Origin of the sequence: Saccharomonospora cyanea NA-134, assembly GCF_000244975.1 — a bacterium.
Lineage (GTDB): Bacteria > Actinomycetota > Actinomycetes > Mycobacteriales > Pseudonocardiaceae > Saccharomonospora > Saccharomonospora cyanea.
The window spans coordinates 5,229,381-5,249,231 of record NZ_CM001440.1; the positions used below are offsets into that span (position 1 = coordinate 5,229,381).

21 protein-coding genes are annotated in these 19,851 nt (G+C 70.8%); 9 read left to right on the top strand and 12 right to left on the bottom strand.

The features are described 5' to 3' along the window. Nucleotides 1-14 precede the first annotated feature (14 nt). The 6 genes from SACCYDRAFT_RS24460 to purD form a co-directional block, all read right to left on the bottom strand. Entirely contained in the window at nt 15-1,160 is a 1,146-nt protein-coding gene (locus SACCYDRAFT_RS24460; protein ID WP_005460357.1) for a transglycosylase SLT domain-containing protein, read from the bottom strand. Next, the gene (locus tag SACCYDRAFT_RS24465; RefSeq protein WP_005460358.1) at nt 1,160-1,471 is read right to left on the bottom strand and encodes a hypothetical protein; all 312 of its coding nucleotides are present in this window, start codon (nt 1,469-1,471) and stop codon (nt 1,160-1,162) included. The genes SACCYDRAFT_RS24460 and SACCYDRAFT_RS24465 overlap by 1 nt, the downstream gene beginning before the upstream one ends. A gap of 89 nt (nt 1,472-1,560) precedes the next feature. Beyond that, entirely contained in the window at nt 1,561-2,337 is a 777-nt protein-coding gene (locus tag SACCYDRAFT_RS24470; protein ID WP_005460359.1) for an ESX secretion-associated protein EspG, read from the bottom strand. Beyond that, complete coding sequence (locus SACCYDRAFT_RS24475; protein ID WP_005460361.1) at nt 2,334-3,953, bottom strand: PPE domain-containing protein; 1,620 nt, start codon at nt 3,951-3,953, stop codon at nt 2,334-2,336. Before SACCYDRAFT_RS24475 ends, SACCYDRAFT_RS24470 begins: the two co-directional genes overlap by 4 nt. A 113-nt stretch (nt 3,954-4,066) precedes the next feature. After that, complete coding sequence (locus SACCYDRAFT_RS24480; protein ID WP_005460362.1) at nt 4,067-4,399, bottom strand: hypothetical protein; 333 nt, start codon at nt 4,397-4,399, stop codon at nt 4,067-4,069. 267 nt (nt 4,400-4,666) lie between these two features. Beyond that, nucleotides 4,667-5,929: a phosphoribosylamine--glycine ligase gene (gene purD, locus SACCYDRAFT_RS24485; RefSeq protein ID WP_043537526.1), complete on the bottom strand. Its 1,263-nt coding sequence runs from the start codon at nt 5,927-5,929 to the stop codon at nt 4,667-4,669. A gap of 133 nt (nt 5,930-6,062) precedes the next feature. Here purD and SACCYDRAFT_RS24490 point away from each other — a divergent pair, with 133 nt between their 5' ends. After that, nucleotides 6,063-7,181, top strand: coding sequence for a glycerophosphodiester phosphodiesterase (locus SACCYDRAFT_RS24490; RefSeq protein WP_005460366.1), 1,119 nt, complete (start codon nt 6,063-6,065; stop codon nt 7,179-7,181). Between the two features lie 103 nt (nt 7,182-7,284). Here SACCYDRAFT_RS24490 and SACCYDRAFT_RS24495 read toward each other — a convergent pair whose 3' ends face one another. Further along, nucleotides 7,285-8,571 carry an adenylosuccinate synthase gene (locus SACCYDRAFT_RS24495; RefSeq protein WP_005460371.1) on the bottom strand — a complete coding sequence of 429 codons (1,287 nt, stop codon included), beginning with the start codon at nt 8,569-8,571 and terminating at the stop codon, nt 7,285-7,287. 92 nt (nt 8,572-8,663) lie between these two features. On the opposite strand from SACCYDRAFT_RS24495, the gene SACCYDRAFT_RS24500 reads away from it, so the two are divergent. The 3 genes from SACCYDRAFT_RS24500 (at nt 8,664) to SACCYDRAFT_RS24510 (ending at nt 11,501) form a co-directional block, all read left to right on the top strand. Then, nucleotides 8,664-9,314, top strand: a complete 651-nt coding sequence (locus SACCYDRAFT_RS24500) for a hypothetical protein (protein WP_005460373.1) — start codon at nt 8,664-8,666, stop codon at nt 9,312-9,314. A gap of 141 nt (nt 9,315-9,455) precedes the next feature. Further along, a complete protein-coding gene (locus SACCYDRAFT_RS24505; RefSeq protein WP_005460375.1) occupies nt 9,456-10,712 on the top strand; it encodes a lipase family protein in 1,257 nt (418 codons plus the stop codon). 108 nt (nt 10,713-10,820) lie between these two features. Next, nucleotides 10,821-11,501, top strand: a complete 681-nt coding sequence (locus SACCYDRAFT_RS24510) for an HNH endonuclease family protein (RefSeq protein WP_005460377.1) — start codon at nt 10,821-10,823, stop codon at nt 11,499-11,501. A gap of 52 nt (nt 11,502-11,553) precedes the next feature. On the opposite strand, the gene SACCYDRAFT_RS24515 is transcribed toward SACCYDRAFT_RS24510, so the two are convergent. The 3 genes from SACCYDRAFT_RS24515 to SACCYDRAFT_RS24525 form a co-directional block, all read right to left on the bottom strand. Then, nucleotides 11,554-11,970, bottom strand: coding sequence for a DUF3151 domain-containing protein (locus tag SACCYDRAFT_RS24515; protein WP_043537527.1), 417 nt, complete (start codon nt 11,968-11,970; stop codon nt 11,554-11,556). A gap of 51 nt (nt 11,971-12,021) precedes the next feature. Then, on the bottom strand, nt 12,022-13,050 hold the full coding sequence (fbaA, locus tag SACCYDRAFT_RS24520) for a class II fructose-bisphosphate aldolase (protein WP_005460381.1): 1,029 nt from the start codon (nt 13,048-13,050) through the stop codon (nt 12,022-12,024). A gap of 115 nt (nt 13,051-13,165) precedes the next feature. Continuing rightward, the gene (locus SACCYDRAFT_RS24525) at nt 13,166-14,017 is read right to left on the bottom strand and encodes an LLM class F420-dependent oxidoreductase (RefSeq protein WP_005460382.1); all 852 of its coding nucleotides are present in this window, start codon (nt 14,015-14,017) and stop codon (nt 13,166-13,168) included. A gap of 118 nt (nt 14,018-14,135) precedes the next feature. On the opposite strand from SACCYDRAFT_RS24525, the gene SACCYDRAFT_RS24530 reads away from it, so the two are divergent. Both SACCYDRAFT_RS24530 and SACCYDRAFT_RS24535 read left to right on the top strand, forming a co-directional pair. After that, nucleotides 14,136-15,053, top strand: coding sequence for an SDR family oxidoreductase (locus tag SACCYDRAFT_RS24530; protein ID WP_005460383.1), 918 nt, complete (start codon nt 14,136-14,138; stop codon nt 15,051-15,053). A gap of 7 nt (nt 15,054-15,060) precedes the next feature. Next, nucleotides 15,061-15,555 (top strand): pyridoxamine 5'-phosphate oxidase family protein, encoded by a 495-nt coding sequence (locus SACCYDRAFT_RS24535; RefSeq protein WP_005460384.1) that lies wholly within the window; start codon nt 15,061-15,063, stop codon nt 15,553-15,555. A 6-nt stretch (nt 15,556-15,561) separates the two neighbouring features. Here the strand turns inward: SACCYDRAFT_RS24535 and SACCYDRAFT_RS24540 are convergent, their stop codons facing one another. Further along, the gene (locus tag SACCYDRAFT_RS24540; protein ID WP_043536892.1) at nt 15,562-15,843 is read right to left on the bottom strand and encodes a YciI family protein; all 282 of its coding nucleotides are present in this window, start codon (nt 15,841-15,843) and stop codon (nt 15,562-15,564) included. 150 nt (nt 15,844-15,993) lie between these two features. Here SACCYDRAFT_RS24540 and SACCYDRAFT_RS24545 point away from each other — a divergent pair, with 150 nt between their 5' ends. The 3 genes from SACCYDRAFT_RS24545 to SACCYDRAFT_RS24555 all read left to right on the top strand — a co-directional run bounded on the left by SACCYDRAFT_RS24545 (nt 15,994) and on the right by SACCYDRAFT_RS24555 (nt 18,299). Further along, nucleotides 15,994-16,629, top strand: coding sequence for an RNA polymerase sigma factor (locus SACCYDRAFT_RS24545; RefSeq protein WP_005460388.1), 636 nt, complete (start codon nt 15,994-15,996; stop codon nt 16,627-16,629). Nucleotides 16,630-16,692: 63 nt separating this feature from the next. Then, nucleotides 16,693-17,862, top strand: coding sequence for an N-acetylglucosamine-6-phosphate deacetylase (gene nagA, locus SACCYDRAFT_RS24550; RefSeq protein ID WP_005460389.1), 1,170 nt, complete (start codon nt 16,693-16,695; stop codon nt 17,860-17,862). Nucleotides 17,863-17,924: 62 nt separating this feature from the next. Further along, a complete protein-coding gene (locus SACCYDRAFT_RS24555) occupies nt 17,925-18,299 on the top strand; it encodes a hypothetical protein (RefSeq protein ID WP_005460390.1) in 375 nt (124 codons plus the stop codon). A 3-nt stretch (nt 18,300-18,302) separates the two neighbouring features. Here the strand turns inward: SACCYDRAFT_RS24555 and SACCYDRAFT_RS24560 are convergent, their stop codons facing one another. Next, nucleotides 18,303-19,688 (bottom strand): FAD-binding oxidoreductase, encoded by a 1,386-nt coding sequence (locus SACCYDRAFT_RS24560; RefSeq protein ID WP_005460391.1) that lies wholly within the window; start codon nt 19,686-19,688, stop codon nt 18,303-18,305. Nucleotides 19,689-19,851: the final 163 nt, after the last annotated feature.

The window sequence follows — 19,851 nt, forward strand, 5'->3', positions numbered from 1 at the left end:
ACCTGCGGCCGAGATCAGTAGCCCTGGTAGGCGCCGCCCTGCGCCATCGACTTCAGCCCCGGGTGCCCCTCGAATCCGCCGTAGCGGTCGAACGTGTAACGCACGCCCGCGATGATGTTGTCCACCGGGTTCCAGATGTCGTCGTGGCCCGGGAGCTTGTACGCGTCGAACGTCGGGTCGATGCACTGCATCAGCCCCTTCGACGGCGTGCCCTTCGCGGCGTTGGAGTCCCAGTCGTTCAACGCGTGCGGGTTGCCGCCCGACTCCTTCTCGATGATCGTCCAGATCTCGTCGATGTTGTCCTCGGTGACCGGGATGCCGTTCGCCTGGAGGATCCTGATGGCTTCCCGGATCCACTGCTCGACGTTGCCCGGCGGTGGGCCGCTGGTGGGCGGAGGCCCGCTCGGGCCGTACCCGGCGAGGCCGCCGCCTTCGGCACCCCCGCCACCGCCCGCGCCTCCGCCTCCCGCGCCGCCACCGGAGCCGCCGCCCCCGGTGATGCCGCCCGTGGCCGACTGCTGCGACTGCGCGGAGCCTGGCTCCGGCACACTGGAAAAACCGTCACCGACTTCGGTCTTCATGAGCTCCTGTGCCCGCTTGATGGCGTCGTTCGACTGCCGTAGCAGCTCGTCGATCTGCTTGGCCGCGTCCGTGGCCGTGCGGCTGTTCTCCTCGCCCGCCTTGCTGATGATCTCCTCGGCCGTCGGGGAAGGCGGCTGCTCGCGGTTGCCGTTCTCGTACTCCCGCATCGCGGCGTTCGCCGCGTCGGCCTGCCGTTGTGCCTGGTCGTTCCGGGTGTCGATCGCCTTCTTGGCGTCGTCGGCGATGCTTTCGATCTGCTGTTTGATGTTGGCCAGCGTCTCCTGCAACGCTGTCAGCTCCGCGGCGACCTCGTCGAGCTTGTCCCGGACCTTGTTGCCCGCCTCGGCGATCTTGTGCACGTAGTCGAAGAACGCGTCGGCCGCCGGGCCCGACCACACCCCGCCGTCACGCAGCGGGGCCGCCGCGTTGGTCAGGTCGGCCGTGTGGTCTCCCGCGTTGCGCGACGCCTCGTCGAACTGACGGGCCACCTCCTGGATCTCGCCCGGCTTGACCTTGTCGACCCGCGCTGCCTTGGTCTCGACCTCGGCCCACTCCGCCGGAATGCCCGCGCCCGTCATCACAGATCCCTCGCCGTCAGGTTGTCGGCGGCCACGGCGTCGGCCTCGGACATCGCGCCCACGGCGTCACGCAGCGCCGCGCTGGCGGCACTCACCCGGCTGGCAGCGGCGTCGAACTCCGACCGCATGCCGTCTGTGAACCGTCCGACCGTGCCCGCGACCGGGTCGGGGTTGTCCGGGTCCTCCACGTCACCGAAGGGGTTCTCCCCCTGGATTCCCTTGATCTTGTCCATCGACGCACGGAAGTCCTCGGCGATGCGGTCGACCCGCTGCGCCGTGATGGTCATCGATTCGGCGTCATACACCGGCACGTTTCTGTCCTCCCCTTGGCACACCCATCCGGCAGTCAGCGCCAAGCCTCGATACGACGCGAAAGGCCTTCCGCCGGTTCCAGGTTCGCTCAGACCTCGTCGAGCAACTCCCACACCCGCTCCGCGAGCAACGCGTTGTCCGCAGGTGTCACAGTGGCCCAGTCGCGCCGGTCGCCGCCAGGAGCCACCTGGAACAGGTACCGGCCCGCGTCGGTGTCGTGGAAAGCCACGACCCTGCCCGCCCTGCGCACACGACCGTCACGATCGAGCCGCTGCGCGCCGAACTGTCCGCGCGCCACCATGCCGAGCAACATGCCCGCGAGTTCCTGCGCCTGCCACAGCTCGACCCCGCGGTCCTCCAGCGCGGGCACGAGCGCCTTCGCGTCACCTCGGGCCTCGGCGTCGGCCTCCACCAGCACCTGGTGCGGCACGCTGACCGAGCAGCCCACCCCTGGAGGCAACTCACCCGCCACCGACACCGCGGCGGACGCCAGCGCCGAGTCGCGCGACGGGATCAGCCACACCTCGTCGTTGTCGACGACGCCGAGCACGGCCTGGCTACCGGAACTGCCGGCCAGCGCCGTGATCCGCCGGTCGGCCCAGATCCACACATCGACGCTCGTGCGAGGCCTGGCCAGCAAGTGCAGCAGGTCTCCCACCTCGAGCGCCACCTCTCGGCCGCGCGCGAGCCCCCTGGCCGCCAGAGCGCCCCACGCCTCGTCCACGAGACGCGCGCGCTCACTGTGAGTGGCTCCGGGGCTCGGGACATCGAGAGCGACGTGGCGGCGTGGCAGGTGGAGGTGTTCCCAGAGCAGGTCGAACTCCAGCGTCGAGAGAACGACGCTGTCACCTGCCACTGTGCTCACAATCGACCGTCCGAACCGTCATCACCGATCACGTCGGGGGCGACCATGCGCTGGTCGGTGAACAGGTCGTCGTCCTCGACCGCGAACCGTCGCACATGCTCCCCCTCCTCGCCCTCTCCGGGCACCGCCTTCTCCAGGAAGGTGTCCCGGCGAGTGGAGGCGCCCGGATTCAGTCGCTCAGAGCTGCGCTGGACTCTCGCCTCCTCCTCCGGCAGGTCACCGACCGACAGGGGACGGGGCGAAACCTGGGCACCGGGGGCACTGCGCCCCACCCCTCGGCCCGAGCGCTCGGCACTACTCAGGGCTCCGGCCACACCACCTGCTCCGAGCGCGGCGATACCGCCACCGATGTCGTTCACCGACAGTCCGTCGCGAGTGGACCGGGGAGTGTCGTCGGCACTCCCCCCGGACGCGGGGCTCGGCGTGGGCGCGACCGCTCCGCTGGTCAGGCCGCGCGCGAGCTGGGCATCGAGCGGGGCCGGAGCGGGCCTGCCCACGGCACCCCCTCCGCTGTGCGGTGCCGCACCGACCGCACCGGGTGAGCCCCCACCCACCGGCGTCGGGCGTGCCGACCGGCCCGCGCCACCGGTGTCCTGACCTCCGGACGCTCCGGGCACCGCCTGACCGGCCGCGCCCTGCCGGACACGCGGGGAGTCCGTTCCGCGCCCCGCGCCCACGACTCCTGCGGCACCGGCCGCTGCCGCAGGCGGGACGACGGTGCCCGCCGAGGGCGGAGCCGCACCACTCGGTGTGGTGCCACTGGGCGACGGAGCCGGGCTCGGCTGTGCCACGAACCTGCCGCCACTGCCCGTGGCCCTGCCGGACGACGGTGCCTCGGGGGAGGACGCCGCTACGGACGAGGGCGTGACGACACCCACGGGGGCGGAGGACGGAGACGGCGTGGACGAGGTAGCGGCAGACGGCCCCGAAGCCGTGGGGCCGGGGGACACGGGCACCGCCGAGGCGTTCGCCGCCGACGTGGCACCGCGCGGTCCGCCACCGGCGTCGATCGACTCGGGCACCCGTTCGGGCACCTTCGCGACGAGACGCTCGGGCGGACCCAGCTCCGGGACTCCCAGGAGGTTCTCCCCGCTCTGCCTCGCGTAGGTGTCGAGCGCCTGGATGGCCTGCTCGCGGGCTTCGAGGGATTGCTCCAGCCTGCGCACGTGGTCGCTTTCGAAACCGAGCAGGCTGAAGGCGAAATCCGCGATACCGGGCTCGGGGACGGGCGCCCGCAGTACCGCGGGATCGGGCAACGAGTGCACCGCTCGGTTGAACGCCTCGCCCTGCGCGAAGACCCGCTCGGCCGAGTCGTTCACCTTCTCGCCCGCCTCACGGGAGAAGTCCGCTTCGCTGTGCACGGCCGAAGCCGCCTCCCGGCCGGCGTCGCTCTCCCACTCGATTCCGAGTCCGGCCAGTTGGGTCCGCAGCGTGTCGTCGGTGTCCTCCAGGGCCCGAGCCACCGCCTTCAGCGCGGCGACCGCCTCGGACAGCCCCGAGACGCCCTGCCCGGAGCGCATCAGCTCGATCTCGTCGGCGAGCATGGCGTTGGTGTAGCCGGTGAACCGGTGATCGCGAATCCTTGCGGCCTGGGCCACGATGTCGACGTCGTTCATCTCGCGTCCTTGTCTGGCGGCGTCTGGCGGGCTCTGGGTGGCGGGCGTTTTCCGTTCTCGTGGCGTACTGCCGGACGGCGCGGTCCCACCGACAGCCGGTGGGCCGGCAGCGGCTAGCTGCCTCCGGCGTCCCGCACCGTGGCCGCGTTGTCCTCGTCGTCGGTGAGGTACCTGCGCCCTGCGGCGCGGAGCTGGTCGGCGAGGCTGTGAAGTCCGTAGACGTAGGCCAGGACCCGGTTGCGGTACGAGTGCTCGCCACTGCTGACGACGGTGTTCCAGGCCTCCGCCGCCTCCTGCGAGACGATGTCGCCGGCGGGTGGGGTGAAACTCAACGCGTCGACGTGCTCGATGATCTTGCGTTCAAGGGCCTTGGCCTGTTCCTCGATCACGTCGGCCACCGCGACGATCTTGTCGGGGGACACCGTGATGTCCTTGACGACGGGCACACCCGGCACCTCGGGGGCTGCTGGTACCGCGCCTGGAGCGACTGGAGCGCCCCCGTCACCCCTGTCACCGTCCGGCTCCAGGGACGCCCACGGCGTCTTCGCGGATTGTCCTGACACTGCGCACCCCCTGCTACGGCCTGTAGCCAGCCAACTCTGCGAGCAGGCTACCAATCCAGGACTGAACATGGACTGAGAATGCGATAGCGAAAGGAGCCGTTCGGCGCCAATTCGCGAAGGGAAACGCGCCGGTGAACGGCGGCGAAGACGCTAACGGGCCGAAACCGACAACTCGCCCCGCGCCGCCCTGGCCGCGATGTCGGAGCGGTGGTGCGAACCCGCGAGGTGAACCCTGCCCACCCGCTCGTACGCCTGCTCGCGCGCGGCGGCGAGATCCGGGCCGACACCGACCACGGAGAGCACCCTGCCCCCACTCGACACCACGGCACCGTCCTCCCGGCGCCGCGTTCCCGCGTGGAGCACCCCCTCGGCCTCACTGCCCGCGATGACGTCACCCGTGCGCGGCTTGCCCGGATACCCGTCAGCGGCCACGACCACGGTCACCGCCGCGCCGTCGGCCCACTCCAGCGGAGGCTGCTCGGCCAGCGTGCCCGTGGCCGTCGCGTGCAGCAGTCGGGCGAGCGGCGAGCGCAGCAACGCCAGCACCACCTGCGTCTCCGGGTCGCCGAACCGGCAGTTGAACTCGATCACCTGCGGGCCGGACGAGGTCAGCGCCAGCCCCGCGTACAGCAGGCCGGTGAACGGCGTGCCGCGACGCGCCAGCTCGTCCACCACCGGCTGCACGACCGTGGCCACCACCTCGTCGACGAGGTCCGCGGGCGCCCACGGCAGCGGCGCGTACGCACCCATACCGCCGGTGTTGGGACCCGCATCGCCGTCGCCGACGCGCTTGAAGTCCTGCGCGGGAAGCAGCGGGACGACCGTTCGTCCGTCCACGAGGCAGAACAACGAGGCCTCGGGGCCGTCGAGGAACGACTCCAACACCACCGGGTGCCCGCCGTCCAGCAGCATCAACGCGTGCTTGCGAGCGCGCTCCAGGTCGTCAGTGACGACCACGCCCTTGCCTGCGGCAAGGCCGTCATCCTTGACCACCCACGTCGGGCCGAACCGCGCGAGCGCCGCGTCGAGGTGCGCGGGGTTGTCGACCACCTCGCTGCGGGCCGTCGGCACACCGGCCGCGGCCATGACCTCCTTGGCGAACGACTTCGAGCCCTCGATGCGCGCGGCCTCCGCACCCGGGCCGAAACAGGGCACTCCGGCGGCGCGCACCGCGTCGGCCGCGCCGGCCACCAGCGGCACCTCCGGGCCGATGACCACGAGGTCGGCCTTCCACGACACCGCCAGCTCGGCGATCGCCGCGGGGTCCGCGAGATCCACCCCGAGCGTCTCCGACACGGAGGCCGTTCCGGCGTTGCCCGGCGCGCAGCCGAGCGCCGTCACCGCCGGATCGTGGGACGCGGCGAGTACGAGAGCGTGCTCACGGGCTCCGGAGCCGATAACCAGGACGCGCACGTGCAAAGCGTAAGCGGCGCCCATCGGCCACCGTTCACCGGTACGTCCCCTTGCGGTCCCCGGCCGGTGGCCCCATCGTCGCGAACGGTGCTCAGAGTCAGGCGTCACAGGACGACACGAGGAAGGGCAGACGATGCGGAAGAGACTGGCGCTGCTGGCCCTGTGCGGGCTCGCGGTGCTCGGCGCCGTCGCTCCTGCGGGCGCCGAGCCCGCACAGGAAGCACGGCAGGCACAGGGACGGCAGGGGAACGACGAGTTCGTCGTCGTCGGACACCGGGGCGCGTCCGGTTACCGGCCCGAACACACGCTGGCGGCCTACGAACTCGCCGCGAGGATGGGCGCCGACTACATCGAGCCCGACCTCGTCACCACCTCCGACGGCGTGCTCGTGGCCAGGCACGAACCCGAGATCGGTGGCACGACCGACGTCGCGCAGCGCCCCGAGTTCGCCGACCGCAGGACCACCAAAATCGTGGACGGACAGCCCGTCACCGGCTGGTTCGCCGAGGACTTCACCCTCGCCGAACTCAAAACCCTCCGCGCCGTGGAGCGCATCCCCGAGCTGCGCCCCAACAACACCGTGTACGACGGCCGCTTCGAGATCCCGACGTTCCAGGAGGTCGTGGATCTGTCGCGGCGGCTGTCACGTGAGCTGGGCCGCGCCATCGGCCTCTACGTCGAGACCAAGCACCCGACGTACTTCGCCGAACAGGGTCTCGCCCTGGAACCCGCGCTCGTCGAGGCGCTCACCCGCAACGGCCTGAACCACCCGCGTGCCAAGGTGTACGTGCAGTCGTTCGAGGTGTCGAACCTCAAGGAGCTGGACAGGCGACTGCGAGTGCCGTTGGTGCAGCTCGTGGGCGCGTCGGGAGCGCCGTACGACTTCGTGCACTCGGGTGATCGGCGCACCTACGACGACCTGCTGACACGGGAGGGACTGGCGGAGGTCGCGCGTTACGCCGACGGACTCGGCCCGGCCAAGGACCGCGTCATCCCGAGGAAGGCCGACGGCAGCCTGGGCGAGCCGACGACGCTCGTGGCCGACGCCCACCGCGTGGGTCTGGAAGTGCACCCGTGGACCTTCCGCGCGGAGAACGAGTTCCTGCCCACCGACCTGCGCTCGTCCGACGACCCGGCGGCGTGGGGTGACGTCTTCGCCGAGTACGAGGCCTTCCTCGCCACCGGCATCGACGGCGTGTTCGCCGACCACCCCGACATCGCGGTGGAGGCCACCCGCGGCGACCGGCGCTGAAACGGCGTCCGCGAACCGCGAACACCGTGCGGGAAGCGCGGACACGCGTGCGTAGCCTGCGGACACGCCTTCGGCGGTGGCGTGTCCGCAGGTCTCGCCTCAGTCAGGCGAATTGGTGACGCACGATCGTCTGCTCACGGCCGGGACCGACCCCGATGGCCGAGATCCGGGCGCCCATCAGCTCCTCGAGCCGCTCGACGTACGCCCGCGCGTTGGCGGGCAACTCGTCGAAGGCACGGCAGCCGCTGATGTCCTCCTGCCAGCCGGGCAGCTCCTCGTAGACCGGCACGGCGTGGTGAACACCGGTCTGGGTCATCGGCATGTCCTCGGTGCGCTCGCCGTCCACCTCGTAGGCCACGCACACCGGCACCCGCTCCAGCCCCGAGAGCACGTCAAGCTTGGTGAGGAAGTAGTCGGTGATGCCGTTGACCCGCACGGCGTAACGGCCGATGACCGCGTCGAACCAGCCGGTGCGCCGCGACCGCCCCGTGGTGACACCGAACTCGCCACCGGCCTTGCGGAGGTTCTCCCCCGCCTCGTCGTGCAGTTCGGTCGGGAACGGACCCGACCCGACCCGGGTCGTGTACGCCTTGAGGATGCCCAGCACCGTGGTGATGCGGCCCGGCCCGATGCCGGAACCGGCGCTCGCGCCGCCCGACGTCGGGTTGGACGAGGTGACGAAGGGATACGTGCCGTGGTCGACGTCCAGCAGCGTGCCCTGGGAGCCCTCCAGCAACACGGTCTCGCCGCGCTCCAGCGCCTTGTTGAGCTCCAGTCGCGTGTCGGCGATACGGTGGGCGAACTTCTCGCCCTGGGCGAGCACGGTGTCGGCGACCTCGTTCGCGTCGAGTGCCTTGCGGTTGTAGACCTTGACCAGCACCTGGTTCTTGTACTCCAGCGCGGCCTCGACCTTCTGCCGCAGAATGCTCTCGTCGAGCAGGTCCTGCACACGCACGCCGACCCTGGCGATCTTGTCCTGGTAGCAGGGCCCGATCCCACGTCCGGTGGTCCCGATCTTCTTCTTGCCGAGGTAGCGCTCGGTGACTTTGTCGATGGCCACGTGGTACGGCATGATCAGGTGCGCGTCGGCGGAGATCAGCAGCTTCGACGTGTCGACACCCCGCGCCTCGATGCCGGCCAGCTCGTCCAGCAGTACACCGGGGTCCACCACCACGCCGTTACCGATCACGTTCGTGACACCGGGCGTGAGGATGCCGGACGGGATGAGGTGCAGCGCGAAGTCCTGGCCGTCAGGGAGGACGACCGTGTGACCGGCGTTGTTGCCGCCCTGGTAACGAACGACCCACTGGACGCGGTCGCCGAGCAGGTCGGTGGCCTTGCCCTTGCCTTCGTCGCCCCACTGGGCACCGACGAGCACGATGGCCGGCATGTAACACTCCTGGTATTCGAGGTCTGACCGTCGGGCGGGACGGATGACACGCATCAAGATGCCGGTGCATGAGCCTAACCGAGGAGCAGGGCGTGAGTGGACTGGTGTTGGCTTGCGGGAACGCGGCGGATTCGCTAACGGACGTGGACACGGCGCGAAACGGCGTCAGGATCGAGGTGCTGCCCGCGCGGCCCGGCAAGAAGGACGTGGACCCGCTGCTCGGCCAGGCCGTCGTCGTGGCGGGCACGGACGCCGACCTGGCCGCCGTCGTGCTGCGGCTGCTGCGCAAGGATCTCCTGCCCTCCACCACCGTGGGTTTCGTGCCAACCGACCGGAAATCCGCGGTGGCGTCGTTGTGGGGGCTGCCGACCGACCCGGCGAAGGCACTCGACCTCGCGCTGACCGGCGTGGACCGTCCGGTGCCGCTGGTGCGCGACGACGTGGGTGGCGTGCTGGTGGGACGCGGCGTGATCGCCCCCGTGCGGGGCATCGGCTACTGCGACGACACCGTGGCGCTGCGCGGTGACGCACGGTCACTCGAGGTGCACGCGGGGCCGGCGGGCCTGGTGGTCACCGTGACCCGGGGGCGGCTGCGGCGCCGCAGGACGACCTACGAGAGCCGCGCGTTCCAGCTCGCCTGCGACCCGGTGGTCCCGATCTCGGACGGGGTGGCCCACCCACGCTCGATGGAGCGCTGGACCTGGTACCGGCACACGCAGGAGCTGCGGCTCGTCCGTCCGTGATTTTTTGTCGTGCGGTGAGCAAACCGGTGCCGCGGCTTCGTAGCAGGTGGCGGAATACCTCGGCACCACATTGACAACGCCTGTTGTCCCAACAGAATCCGACCGGGGACAGTGTTGTCGAAAAATTCACAGGGAGCGCCCATGCGTCCACCCGGTCGGAGCCGCCGCCTCCTTGCCGCACTCGCCGCAGCGACCACCGCGGTGACGGGACTCACCGTGGCGACACCAGGCCACACCGCACACGCCGAACCTGCCGCCGCCGACGACTTCTACACCCCGCCGACGCCGCTTCCGGGCGAGAGGGGTGACGTGCTCAAGTACGAGGACGGCGAGTTCTACCTCGATCCGCTCAGGCTCATCGAGCCGGACGCCGACGTGTACCGGCTGATGTACCGCAGCAGCGACACTCACGGCGAGCCGAACGCCGTGACCGGCACTCTGCTGGTGCCCGAACGCGAGTGGCGGGGCGAGGGTCCACGCCCCCTCGTGAGCTACGCGCCGGGGACTCAGGGCGTCGGCGACGACTGCGCGCCGTCGAAGAAACTGGCACTGGGCCTGGAGTACGAGGGCCCCTTCGTCACGGGCCTGCTCGCGCTCGGCTACGCCGTGGTGGTGACCGACTACGAGGGCCTCGGCACCCCCGGCATGCACACCTACGTCAACCGCGCCTCCGAGGCCCACGCCGTGCTGGACGCGGCGAAGGCGGCCCAGCGGGTGCCGGGGTCCGGCCTGTCCGCCGACAGTCCGGTGGTGCTCGCGGGCTACTCGCAGGGCGGCGGCGCGTCCGCCGCGGCGGCCGAGCTCGTCGACGACTACGCCCCCGAACTCGACATCAAGGGCGCCTACGCCGGCGCTCCCCCGGCGAACCTCGCGGAGGTCGCGCCCGTGCTCGACGGCCACTACGCGGCCGGGTTCCTCGGGTTCTCGTTGCTGAGCCTCGACGCCGCCTACCCCGAGGTGAACCTCGACGACGTCGTGAACGACGAGGGCAAGCGGCTGATGGGTGAGATCGCCGAGGCCTGCACCGAGGACGCCATCCTGAAGTACGCGTTCCTGCGGACCTCGGAGCTGACCAAGGACGGCCGGGCGCTGGAGGAGTACCTCGACGAGGAGCCGTACGCCTCGGCGGTGGGGGAGCAGCGCATCGGTGAGCGCGCCCCCGACGTTCCCGTGTTCGTGCTCCACAGCAGGTTGGACGACATCGTGCCCTACGGCCAGGGCAGGCAGATGGCGGTGGACTGGTGCGAGCGGGGCGGGACCGTGCAGTTCACCACGTCGTACGTGCCGTCGCACATCGGCGGCATGCTGCGCGCCTACCCGCAGGCGGTGGCGTGGCTCTCCGGGATGATCGAGGGCAAGACGCCGAGGAACACCTGCGACCGCCTGCTCGACTCGTGAGTCCCTGATCGAGTGGGGGCCTTTCGCCGGGAAGGCCCCCGCTGGTCCTCCCGTGTGACGTCGACCGAACGTGTTGAACTGTTCACCCGAATCGGACACAGTCGAGGCGTGACCTCTTTCCGCACCCTCCGTATCGTCTCGATCACACTAGGTGTCTCCCTGTTGGGGGCGTGCTCCGCCGTCCAGTTCGGCGCCGAGGCGGACGGTGAGGCCGGCTCCGGTGCGAGACAATCCCCGATCAGCCGTCCCGCCTCCGCCGAGGAGGACACGGCACGCGAACAGCTCACCGAGCTCGTCGTGGCCCCGGACGGCGACATGGACGGCTACGACCGTGACCGGTTCCCGCACTGGAGTGAGCAGGGCGAGAGCTGCAACACCCGCGAAGTGGTGCTCAAGCGCGACGGCACCGACGTGAAGGTGGACGAGGAGTGCCGCCCGACCTCGGGTTCGTGGACGAGCCCGTACGACGGGGACACCTGGACCGATCCGGCCGACGTCGACATCGACCACGTGGTACCGCTGGCCGAGGCGTGGCGCTCCGGAGCGGACGCCTGGACCGACGAGAAACGCGAGCAGTTCGCCAACGACCTCGACGGCGTGAACCTTCTCGCCGTCACCGACAACGTCAACCAGGCCAAGGGGGACAAGGCCCCCGAGGACTGGAAGCCGCCGCTGGAGAGCTACTGGTGCACCTACGCGATCCACTGGATCGACGTGAAGCACACCTGGAAGCTGACGGTGGAACAGGACGAGAAGGCCACGCTGGAGGACATGCTCGACCGCTGCTGAGCCGCGGACACGCGTGCACAACCTGCGGACACACCGTGTTTCGGTTGTGCGGCTACTCCGCCAGGCCGGTCGCCTTCGCAGCCTCGGGGTCGGAGTCGGCGATGAACTTCGAGCACCTCTCGTATTCGTCGGTCTCGCCGATGCGCTGCGCGGCGCGCGCGAGAGCCGCGAGGGAACGCAGGAAGCCCTGGTTGGGACGGTGCGACCACGGCACCGGGCCGAAGCCCTTCCACCCCGCCCTGCGTAACTGGTCGAGCCCCCGGTGGTAGCCGGTGCGGGCGTAGGCGTAGGCGGCCACGACGTCGCCGTCGGCCAGGGCCCGCTCCGCCAGAGCGGCCCACGCCTCGCTGAAGTCCGGGTGCTCAGCCGCGACGTCGGCCGGGTCGGTGTCGGAGTCGAGTGCGGCCTGCGCCTCGGGGCGCTCCGGAAGGCGGGTGGGCTCGGGTTCGAGGAGGTTGCCGTGCGTCATGACGTCATTGTGCGCCATGACGCACGGCCCGCCTCACGAGTGGCGTGACCTTCAGAGCTTGCGGCCCGCCGACTTGAGGTGCTCGGCGGCCTGCACGACGCGCGCGGCCATCGACTCCTCGGCCTTCTTCAGGTAGCTGCGCGGGTCGTAGGTCTTCTTGTTGCCGACCTCGCCGTCCACCTTGAGCACGCCGTCGTAGTTCGTGAACATGTGCGCGGCCACCGGGCGGGTGAACGCGTACTGGGTGTCGGTGTCGACGTTCATCTTCACCACGCCGTACGACACGGCTTCGTGGATCTCCTCCAGCAGGGAGCCGGAACCACCGTGGAAGACGAGCTCGAACGGCTTGGACCCCTCGGGCAGGCCGAGCTTCTCGGCCGCCACGGCCTGGCCCCGCTTGAGCACGTCGGGACGCAGCTTCACCGCGCCGGGCTTGTAGGCACCGTGGACGTTGCCGAAGGTGGCGGCGAGCAGGTAACGGCCCTTCTCACCGGCGCCGAGCGCGTCGACGGTCTTCAGGAAGTCGCCCTCGGCGGTGTAGAGCTTCTCGTTGATCTCGTTGGAGACCCCGTCCTCCTCACCGCCGACGACACCGATCTCCACCTCAAGGATGATCTTCGCCTCGGCCGCGCGTTCGAGCAGCTCGGCGGCGATCTTGAGGTTCTCGTCGAGGTCGATGGCCGAGCCGTCCCACATGTGCGACTGGAACAGCGGGTTCTCACCCCGCTTGACGCGTTCCTTCGAAACCTCGATCAGCGGGTTGACGAACCCGTCGAGCTTCTCCTTGGGGCAGTGGTCGGTGTGCAGGGCGACGTTCACCGGGTACTTCTCGGCGACGACGTGCGCGAACTCGGCCAGCGCCCGCGCCCCGGTCACCATGTCCTTCACCTTCTGGCCCGAAGCGAACTCGGCGCCACCGGTCGAGAACTGGATGATCCCGTCGCTCTCCGCCTCGGCGAAGCCACGCAGCGCGGCGTTGAGCGTCTCGGACGAGGTCACGTTGATCGCCGGGTACGCGAACTCGTTCGCCTTGGCCCGGTCCAGCATCTCGGCGTAGACCTCGGGTGTGGCGATGGGCATCGTTGTCCTCCTCGGAAGCGGGCGCTTGCCGGACGGCCGTCCCGCCCTTGAGCGGGCGGAACGCCTCCCTTGCCCGCATCCTACGAGCCGCGACGCCGTCGCGCGGTGAGCCGGATTACCCCTTCGCGCCCTGATCGATCAACCCGAGGGCCTCGGCGATCCCGCGGTAGGCGGGAAGTGGATCCGCCTCGTGCGGCAGCACCTGGACACAGACGTGGTCGGCGCCCGCGTCGAGGTGGGCTCTCACCCCTCGGGCGACGGTGGCGGCGTCACCGTGCACGGCGAGCGCGTCGACGAGCGCGTCGCTGCCGCCGTCGGCGAGGTCGGCGTCGGTCCACCCGATCCTGCGGAGGTTGCTGACGTAGTTCGTGAGCTGGAGGTAGTGGGAGACCATCGCCCGGCCGCTCTCGCGAGCCCGCTGCGGGTCGGGGTCGACCACCACCTTCTGCTCCGGCGCGAGCAGCACGCCGCCGCCGAGGATCTCCCGGGCGCGGCGGGTGTGCTCCGGCGTGGTCAGGTACGGGTGCGCGCCCGCCGTGCGTTCGGCGGCCAGCCGCAGCACCTTGGGCCCGAGTGCGGCGAGCACGAGCGCCTGCCGGGGCACGCCTTCGGCGTCGAGGACGTCGAGGTAGGAGACGATCTTGTCGTAGGGCTTCTGGTACTCCTGTGTCGCCTCGCGGTGGCCGACGCCGACGCCCAGCAGGAACCGGCCGGGGTGCCTGGCCTCGATGCGGTGGTAGGAGCGGGCGAGCTCAACCGGGTCGGCCTGCCACATGTTGACGATGCCGGTGGCCACGGCGATGCGCTCGGTGGCGTCGAGCAGCGTCTCGACGGCGGCCAGGTCGGCCGGTGGCGAACCACCGAGCCAGAGTGCGCCGTAGCCCAGCCGCTCCGCATCGACCGCGAACTCGGCGTCGAGATGCGGTTGGACGTGCCAGATGCCGATCGAACCCAGGTTCACTGTCATGCCACTGGCAACGGCGCATCCGATGTGATCATTCCGCTACTCCACCCTACCGTGGAGTAGCCTACTTCGAGTAAGTTGCGAGGCGTCCGTGCAGACCGGCAACTCCTGGAGGCACCCGATGACGTCGCTGCCCACCTGGTGGACCACGAGGAACGTGCGCAACAAGGTCGTGCTCGTCACCGGAGCCGCCAGAGGCATCGGCGCGGGACTCGCGGAGCGGCTCGCCGCCGACGGCGCGAAGGTGGCGCTCGTGGGACTGGAAGCCGACGAGCAGCAGCGGGTGGCCGATCGCATCGGCCGGGCCGCGCGCTCCTGGCAGGCCGACGTCACCGACTGGAAGGCGCTGCAGAGCGCGGTGGACGGGGTCGTCGAGCACTTCGGCGGCATCGACGTCGTCATCGCCAACGCCGGCATCGCCACCACGGGCTTCGTGCGCTCCGTCGACCCCGAGGCGTTCGAACGGGTCATCGAGGTCGACCTGCTCGGCGTGTGGCGCACCTTCCGCGTCGCGTTGCCGCACGTCGTCGACCGCAAGGGGTACCTGCTCGCGATCTCGTCGCTGGCCGCCATCACCCACGCCCCCGGCATGGCCAACTACGCGGCGGCGAAGGCCGGTGTCGAGGCGTTCTGCAACAGCCTGCGGGCGGAGGTGGCGCACCTCGGCGTCAAGGTCGGCGTCGCACACCCGACGTGGATCAGGACCGACCTCGTGGACAGCGCCGACGCGCACCCCGTGTTCGGCAAGTTGCGCAACTCGATGCCCGGCCCCATCGGCAGGACCTACCCGCTCGACTTCGCGCTCGACCGCCTCCAGGCGGGTGTCAGGAGGAGGGCCCGGACGATCCACGTTCCCCGCTGGGTCGGAGCGCTGAAACTGTTCCGGACGTTCCTGCCGCCCGTCGTCGAGCTCGGCTCGCGGTTCCGGGTTCCCAAGGCGGACGAGGCGGCACTGGCCGACATCGCCCGCCGTGGCGCGCGGGAGGCGGCGATCACCGGCCACGGCGGCCGGGCCGCGGCCGAAGCGGCCCGGAGGTAAGGCCGCGATGCCCTCCCGGCGCGAGGCCATCCGCATGAGCGGCGACGAACTCGTAAGCTACGTCGCCGCACGCGCCGTCGACACCACGGTCACCGTCGCGACGCTGGGCCCGGACGGCAGGCCCCACCTCGTGCCGCTGTGGTACGTCGTGCGCGATACCGACCCCGTCGCCACTCCGCCGCTGCGGTTGGCGTCCTGGACCTACGCGCGGTCACAGAAGGTCGTGAACCTCCGCCGTGACCCGCGAGCCACCCTGCTGGTGGAGTCGGGACAGTCGTACGACGAGCTCCGCGGCGTGTCCATGGAGTGCGACGTCGAACTCGTCACCGACCTCGCCGAGGTGACGAGCATCGGCGTCGACCTCGCGTCGGCGCGCGCTCCCGGTGCGGAGGCGAGCGCCGTGCGGGACCTCGTCGCCGCCCAGGCCCCCAAGCGGGTGGGCCTCGTGTGCACGCCGACGAAGATCGTCAGCTGGGACCACACCAAGCTCGGCGGCTACTGATCCCGGCTACCGATCCTTCAGCCAGGCCCCGAGGACGGGGATGAACTCCCGGACCGTGCGCTCGGCGATGGCGCCCTCCAGGTGGTACGGGTCGGCGTCGATGATCCGCTGGAGCTCCTCCCGGTCGCGCGCCTGGTAGATCACCATGCCGCCCGTGTCGCCGTCCACGGGCCCGGCGACGGCCACCGTGCCGTCGGCCACCAGCGACGACAGGTACTCCCGGTGCCGGGGCCGCACGGCGGCGAACCTCTCCGGCACGTACGTCTGCTCCACCACGAACCAAGCCATGCCGCACACGCTACGGCCTGCTCCCGGGGGCCGGGAGCAGGCGTCGCCGTTCGGACGTTCCTTTCGTCTTCGCCCGTACGTTGGGTGGACGGGCCAGCAGCCGATACGCTCTTGCGCAGGGAGTAGTCGTCGAGGATGGGCAGGTTTCGGATGCACGGCAGCGCCGAACCGACGCGACGCCATGGCGGCGCGCGCGGAGTGGAGCGCAGTGTCGAGCGCAACGTCGAGCAGACCCTTTCTCACCTGCGCACGTTGGACGCGCCCGTGCAACGGGTGCAGCGCCCGGGGCCGCTCACCCTCGAAGACCTCTACCGGCAGCACCGGATGCGGCTCGTGCGCCTGGCGATCCTCCTCGTGGACGAACCGGCCACGGCCGAGGACGTGGTGCAGGAGGCGTTCACGGGGCTGCACCGCAACTGGGGGAAGCTGCGGGACGCCGCCGCGGCGGTGTCGTACCTGCGGACCGCCGTCGTCAACGGCTCGCGCAGTGTGCTGCGCAGGCGTAAGACAGCCCGCGACTACGTGCCACCACACGCGGTGAACGCGCGGTCGGCCGAGAGTCTCGCCATGCTGTCCACCGAGCACCAAGCGGTCGTGGCCGCGTTGTCGAAGTTGCCCCCACGACAGCGCGAGGTCCTGGTGCTGCGCTACTACGGCGGCCTGTCCGAGGCGGAGATCTCGGAAGCCGCGGGTATCTCGAGGGGAACCGTGAAGTCCACGGCGAGTCGTGCCCTCGAGGCACTCCAACGCGCGATGAACGACGGCCACCGTCCGAGAGGCCACTGACCCGCGAGCGCGGGCGGTATCACTCCGGAGGCGATGGCCCGCCTTGGTCTGGACCAATAAGATGTGATCGTGAACGGCACCCACAACCTCGTCCTCACCGGCGGCCGCATCCACTGCCCCGACGGAACGCTCGAATCCGGTTGGCTCGCCGTCTCGGGCGAGCGGATCAGCGCGGTGGGCACCGGAACCCCTCCGGAGGGCAGGCACCTCGACCTCTCCGGCGCACACGTGGTGCCCGGGTTCGTCGACATCCACTGCCACGGCGGAGGCGGTGGCTCGTTCACCAGTGCCGACGCCGACCAAGCCGCCACGGCGATCGCGACCCACCGCAGGCACGGCACCACCAGTCTCATGGCGAGTCTCGTGTCGGCACCGGTGAACGAACTCACCGACCAACTCGCCGCACTCGCCGAACTGGTCACCGACGGAGAGCTCGTCGGGGTCCACCTGGAGGGTCCGTTCATCGCCGAGGCGCGGTGCGGCGCACACGACCCCACCGTGCTGAGGGAGCCCGACACCGAAGCCGTCGGCGCGCTGCTGGAAGCCGGCAGGGGGAACATCCGCATGGTCACCCTCGCACCGGAGCTCACGGGCGGTGTCAAGGCCGTGCGGCAGCTCACCGAGTCGGGTGTGATCGCGGCGATCGGACACACCGACGCGGTGGCCGAGCAGGTGAGGGCCGCCGTGGACGCCGGCGCGACCGTGGCCACGCACCTGTTCAACGGCATGCGTCCCCTGCACCACAGGGAACCCGGTCCGGTCGGGGCGCTGCTCGACGACGAACGGGTCACCATCGAGTTGATCTGCGACCTCGTGCACGTCCACCCCGGTGTGCTGCGGCTCGCGGCCCGGCACGCGGGCCCGTCGAGGACCGTGCTGGTCACCGACGCGATGTCGGCCACCGACGTCGCCGACGGGACGTACCGGCTCGGCAGCCTCGACGTGGAGGTCGCCGACGGCGTGGCCACGCTGCCCGGCAGCGGTTCGCTCGCGGGGAGCACGCTCACCATGGACGCCGCGTTCCGCAACCTCGTCCACGGCGCCGGGCTCGGCATCGCCGACGCCGTCGCCGCCACGGCCACCCGGCCCGCGCGGCTGCTGGGCATCGACGCGGAGACGGGGGCGCTGCGGCCCGGCCTGCTGGCCGACCTGGTGGTGCTCGACGACGACCTGCGGGTCGCGGGAGTGCTCCGGCACGGCGAGTGGGTCGGCAACCCACCCACGCGGTCCTGAGTGGTCCTGGTTCGCCGTGGGTGCCCGGTCGGCACCGCGTCACGGGACTACGCTGAGCGGCGATGAGCGACGACCCGGAGCGCCTGCTTGCGGAGGCGTTGCGCGCGCAGGCACAGTACGCACCACCGGCGACACCCGTGACGCCGACCGCCCAGCCCGCACAGCCGACGCCGTCCGCACGGCCCGCCACGCCCGCCGGGCGCCCGGCTTCCGTGGCCGACTTCTCCGGTGGCTACGGACTGCTCTCCGGCGCGGCGGAGGACGAGCCGCTGGACGCCCACCCCACGGCGCCCGCCACGGAAGCCCGCCCCACGGCAGGCTCTCGGGGCAGTCACCGGCTCGAACCCGAGCGGCTGCCCGCCCTCTGGGTGCTCATCCTCGCCGCCTCGATCGGACTGGCCGTCGGCTCGGTGGTCGGCCTGGTCACCCTGTTGTGAGCGTCAGAGCGAGAACATCGACCCGGGGTTGAAGAGGTTGCCCGGGTCGAGTGCCCGCTTGATACGGCGGTGGACGTCGAGGCCGACGGCGCCGATCTCCCGCGCCAGCCACTCCTGCTTGAACCTGCCGACCCCGTGTTCCCCGGTCACCGTGCCGCCGAGCGAGAGCCCGAGGTCGAGGATCGCGTCGAACGCGCGTTTGGCCCGGTCGAACTCACCCTCGGCGGTGGGGTCGTAGACGACCGTGGGGTGCATGTTGCCGTCGCCCGCGTGACCCACCACCGCCACGGTGAGGCCCACGTCGTCGGCGATGCGTTCACACCCGGTGACGAGCTCGGCGATGCGCGTCCTCGGCACGCACACGTCGTCGGTCATGCACGACCCCATGCTCTCCAGCGCCGTGAGCGCCACCCTGCGGGCACGCATGAGCAGGTCGCCCTCGCCCGGGTCGGTGGTGTGGTAGGTCATCTCGGCGCCCGCGTCGCGACAGCTGCTCTCGACGGCGGCCAGTTCGGCGGCGGCCTGCGCGCCACCCGTGTCGGACTGGCACAGCAGCAGGGCGCCCCCCTGCGAGCCGGTGCCGAGGTCGGTGCGCAGGTAGGTCTGCACGGCGTCGATCGTCGCCGCGTCCATGATCTCCAGCAGCGACGGCACCACGCCCTCGCGCACGATCCGGCTGACGGCCGCGCCCGCGGCGGACGCCGAGGGGAACGCGGCCACCAGCGTGGCGGGTGCCTGCGGCAACGGACGCAACGAGAGCGTGGCCTCGGTGATCACCCCGAGCGTGCCCTCGCTGCCGACGAACAGCCGGGTGAGGTCGTAGCCCGCGACGCCCTTCACCGTTCGCCTGCCCGTACGCAGTACCGAACCGTCGGCGAGGACGACCTCCAACCCCAGCACGAAGTCGGCCGTGACGCCGTACTTCACGCAGCACAGGCCGCCCGCGTTGGTGGCGAGGTTGCCGCCGACCGTGCACCACTCGTAGCTCGACGGGTCGGGCGGGTAGAACAGGCCGTGCTTCGCCACGGCGTCGCGCAGTGCCTGGTTCACCACTCCCGGCTGCACGACGGCGAGCCGGTTGTCCGGGTCGATCTCGACGATCCGGTCGAGCTTGGTGGTGACGAGCACGACGCAGCCGTCGACGGCGTTGGCGGCACCGGACAGCCCACTGCCCGCGCCCCGCGGTACCACCGGCACACCGGCCTCGGCGCACGCGCGCACGGCGGCGCGGACGCCCTCGGCGTCCTCGGGCGACACCACGGCCAGGGGCGTACCCGCGGGGGCGAGCGGCATCTGGTCGCGGGAGTAGGTCGCCATGACGTCGGAGTCCGTCACCACGGCTTCGCCACCGAGTTCGGCACGCAGGCGGTCGAGAAGGGCGTTGCTCATGCACTAACGCTAACGCCTGACGCGTGAATCTCTGACGTGCCTCCGGAAGAACTCCCGCTCCCGCCGTGTTCCTCCCCACAGGATTCTCGGTTGCCGGATGACCGCCGCCACCGGGATCGTTGAACCAGATTGCTTGTATCGGTCAACCTTTTCGGACGAGACG

Coding starts and splice junctions, on each gene's coding strand:
- SACCYDRAFT_RS24460 (WP_005460357.1), bottom strand. CDS start 1,160: ATGACGGGCGCGGGCATTCCGGCGGAGTGGGCCGAGGTCGAGACCAAG.
- SACCYDRAFT_RS24475 (WP_005460361.1), bottom strand. CDS start 3,953: ATGAACGACGTCGACATCGTGGCCCAGGCCGCAAGGATTCGCGATCAC.
- SACCYDRAFT_RS24490 (WP_005460366.1), top strand. CDS start 6,063: ATGCGGAAGAGACTGGCGCTGCTGGCCCTGTGCGGGCTCGCGGTGCTC.
- SACCYDRAFT_RS24495 (WP_005460371.1), bottom strand. CDS start 8,571: ATGCCGGCCATCGTGCTCGTCGGTGCCCAGTGGGGCGACGAAGGCAAG.
- SACCYDRAFT_RS24505 (WP_005460375.1), top strand. CDS start 9,456: ATGCGTCCACCCGGTCGGAGCCGCCGCCTCCTTGCCGCACTCGCCGCA.
- SACCYDRAFT_RS24515 (WP_043537527.1), bottom strand. CDS start 11,970: ATGACGCACGGCAACCTCCTCGAACCCGAGCCCACCCGCCTTCCGGAG.
- fbaA (WP_005460381.1), bottom strand. CDS start 13,050: ATGCCCATCGCCACACCCGAGGTCTACGCCGAGATGCTGGACCGGGCC.
- SACCYDRAFT_RS24525 (WP_005460382.1), bottom strand. CDS start 14,017: ATGACAGTGAACCTGGGTTCGATCGGCATCTGGCACGTCCAACCGCAT.
- SACCYDRAFT_RS24530 (WP_005460383.1), top strand. CDS start 14,136: ATGACGTCGCTGCCCACCTGGTGGACCACGAGGAACGTGCGCAACAAG.
- SACCYDRAFT_RS24535 (WP_005460384.1), top strand. CDS start 15,061: ATGCCCTCCCGGCGCGAGGCCATCCGCATGAGCGGCGACGAACTCGTA.
- SACCYDRAFT_RS24540 (WP_043536892.1), bottom strand. CDS start 15,843: ATGGCTTGGTTCGTGGTGGAGCAGACGTACGTGCCGGAGAGGTTCGCC.
- SACCYDRAFT_RS24545 (WP_005460388.1), top strand. CDS start 15,994: ATGCACGGCAGCGCCGAACCGACGCGACGCCATGGCGGCGCGCGCGGA.
- SACCYDRAFT_RS24555 (WP_005460390.1), top strand. CDS start 17,925: ATGAGCGACGACCCGGAGCGCCTGCTTGCGGAGGCGTTGCGCGCGCAG.
- SACCYDRAFT_RS24560 (WP_005460391.1), bottom strand. CDS start 19,688: ATGAGCAACGCCCTTCTCGACCGCCTGCGTGCCGAACTCGGTGGCGAA.